2 protein-coding genes and 1 pseudogene are annotated in these 2,702 nt (G+C 38.3%); 1 reads left to right on the plus strand and 2 read right to left on the minus strand.

The window, feature by feature from the left end:
• Together NYG85_RS11900 and NYG85_RS11905 are read right to left on the minus strand one after the other, a co-directional pair.
• Positions 1-2,168, minus strand: a pseudogene (locus NYG85_RS11900) (hypothetical protein); the annotation flags it as partial.
• A 12-nt stretch (positions 2,169-2,180) separates the two neighbouring features.
• A complete protein-coding gene (locus tag NYG85_RS11905) occupies positions 2,181-2,393 on the minus strand; it encodes a hypothetical protein (RefSeq protein ID WP_284938878.1) in 213 nt (70 codons plus the stop codon).
• Between the two features lie 99 nt (positions 2,394-2,492).
• Between NYG85_RS11905 and NYG85_RS11910 the strand changes: the two genes are divergently transcribed.
• Positions 2,493-2,702: helix-turn-helix domain-containing protein (locus tag NYG85_RS11910; RefSeq protein WP_284938880.1), on the plus strand; the 210-nt coding region annotated here is incomplete at its 3' end.

Consider the following 2,702-nt stretch of genomic DNA (forward strand, 5'->3'; position numbering starts at 1 on the left):
GCGATTATCGTGTAGCGTTTTTGCCACTCTTTAACATAGCTTTCAAACTCCTCTTTATCTTTAAATATGTTATTTACGGCCTTAAAACCTATCATTTCGCAAATATCACTTGCACTACAAATCAAATCAAGCGGACTAGCGTCAATCTCAACTACTTGATTTATTGAGCTAACAGCCCAGTTTGATTTGCCGATGCTAGGCATTTGCCTACCTATCACGCCGTCCTCGCCGTAAAGTATGATATTTTTAAGTAGTTTGTTTTTAGATAGATAGCCTTTTACAAAGCGATTTACCGCCTCATAGCTTACCACCTCATCTCTTTTGCCGTTAAAGGCTTCAAGGCTCATTTTACCGCTCTTTATGGCTTCATAATTTAGCAGATTATAGATATTTGTTACGTTTATACGTCCTTGTTGTGCGTGTATTAGCTTTATGGCGTAGTCTTTTAGCCCTAGTTTTTCTAAATTTAGCGTTTTATTATTTGTTCGCTCATCAACCAGTGCATCAAGTCCGCCGTTTTTATATTTACGTTGCCAATCGTATAACTTATTTGCAGTTACCTTTATAGAGCATATATTTTTAGAATTTATATGCTCTATAAAAGCACTATCTTTTACTTTACCTTTGGCTCTCTCCCACTCTTTTATTACCTCATATTTTTCAAATGCCCCTTTACGTTTTTTGTCGGAGCAGGTGGCGATTAATGGTAAATTTTCGCCCCCAAGTAGGTCGCCTTGCGTTTTATTTAGTGATAAATTTTTAGACTCGCAATCAGCACCCATAAAACGCTCATCGCCACTGCTAAATCCAGCGTGAAATCTCTCATTGCGTCCCCCTTTATTTAGCTCTTTACCACTTTGTGTATTTTCTAAGCTCTGCTTTTCTTTCACGTTGTCTTTGCATTGCTCACACCCACACTCAAAAGAGTTTGCACCCCTTGTTCTGTTATTTTTATTTTCATCGGTATCCCCTTTTTCTTGTAGCCATAAACCCCTTGCTCTGTTATCTCTACCGCAAAGCCCAGCTCTTCCATCGCCTCTACAAATTCCGCCCTCGCATCCTCCTCTTTTAGCACCTCTAAAAGCGTCATTTTGATCATCTTTTGCTCTTTTTGTGTCATTGTTTACTCCTGTGTTTGTGTAAAATTCTTTGGTTTCATCGCTAGCCCACTCTCTTTTTGCATTAACACCGCTAAGCCCACCGCTTGTGTTTGTGTGTTTGGCTTTTGTGTTAAAGCCCTTAGCGTTCGCTCCTGCGTTTGACAAGGCATTAAAACCTCCTGCGTGGGCTTTACTAAACGCATTAAGCCCTTCGCTTGGGTTTGTTTTATCAATGTTTGCATTTTTATCCTTTGTGATTTTGTTTTGCAAAGTTTGCATAAAAACTTTGTTTTTTAAGTCTTGTTTGGCTTGTTTTAGAGCTTCACTTTGTGTGTTTTCTAAGCTTCGCAAAGCTTGATTAGAAACTTCACTTTGTGTGTTTTCTAAGCTTCGCAAAGCTTGATTAGAAACTTCGCCGCACTCGTTTTGTGTGAAGTTTAATCTATCCGCTTTGTTTGTGCTATCTTTTAACGAACGCATAGGTAAAATCTCACTTCTAAACTCCTCTATCTCGCCTCCAAAACCCTCTTTATCGCTAAAATTTGCGTTTGCTAGGGCGTTAAAATTAGCGTTTTCATTAAATTTAGTGGTTGCATTTAAGGGATTAGCCCCAGCTTCGCAAGTCCCAGTGGTTGCGTTTGATTTAGAGTTTGCTTTGTCAAAATGAGCCTCGCAAGTCCCAGCTGCGGTGTTGCCAAACCCTATTTTATGAGCCTTAGCTGTGCTTAGCCCAGCCACTCCGCCAAAATCAGCAGTGGCGTGGCTAAGTCTAGCCTCAGCGGTGTTAAAATCAGTGGTTGAGTTAAAATTAATCCCAGCGGTAGCGTTAAAATCGGCGGTGGCGGTTGTTTTATCGTTTTTGTTTTGCTTTATTAGCTCATCATCTAGCCAAATTTGGAGGATTTTACCTGCCGCACCGCCACGTCCGCTGGTGTGTTGAAAGTATAATTTATTGAACTTTATTGAGCAAAATTTTTTACCTGCTTTTTCAGCACGGCGAACCGCTTTTTGTAAAGCATCATATTTTACACCCAAAATCACCGTCGCCTCTTTTGAGTTAATCCACATAGCCTAACCCACCTACGCACAAACCCTATTATTAGCTAAATTTCGCTCTATCTTTATACCATAGCTTTTTAACACCCTAATCGCATTTTTAGCGTAATATCCCTTTAATAGGCTTTTATATTTTAACCCATTTAACTCGCAAAATTTACGCATAGTTAGGTTAGTTTTAGCCTCTATCTGAGCCGCTACCCCACCGCTTTTACACACCTTACGCACCCTTGCCATATTTTAAGCCCCTTTCGTTATAATATTCAATAAAATTAACGAAATTATAGTATAATTTAAAGAACTTGTCAAGGTTTTTAAAAGATTTTGGAGTAAAATATGGAACTTTCTTTAAGAATGAAAGAATACAGAGATTTATTTGGCTGGACGCAAAATGATTTATCTGAAAAATCAGGAATATCTATATCTACGATTAAAAAATACGAAGCTGGTTCGGTTGAAAATTTTACCTATGAAAATTTAAAAAAAATATCATCGGCTTTTAATGTAACACCATCAGATTTTTTAGATGAATTTTTGTCCGCCAAT

It is taken from the genome of Campylobacter gastrosuis (assembly GCF_030249845.1).
Taxonomy (GTDB): Bacteria; Campylobacterota; Campylobacteria; order Campylobacterales; family Campylobacteraceae; genus Campylobacter_A; species Campylobacter_A gastrosuis.

Coding starts and splice junctions, on each gene's coding strand:
- NYG85_RS11905 (WP_284938878.1), bottom strand. CDS start 2,393: ATGGCAAGGGTGCGTAAGGTGTGTAAAAGCGGTGGGGTAGCGGCTCAG.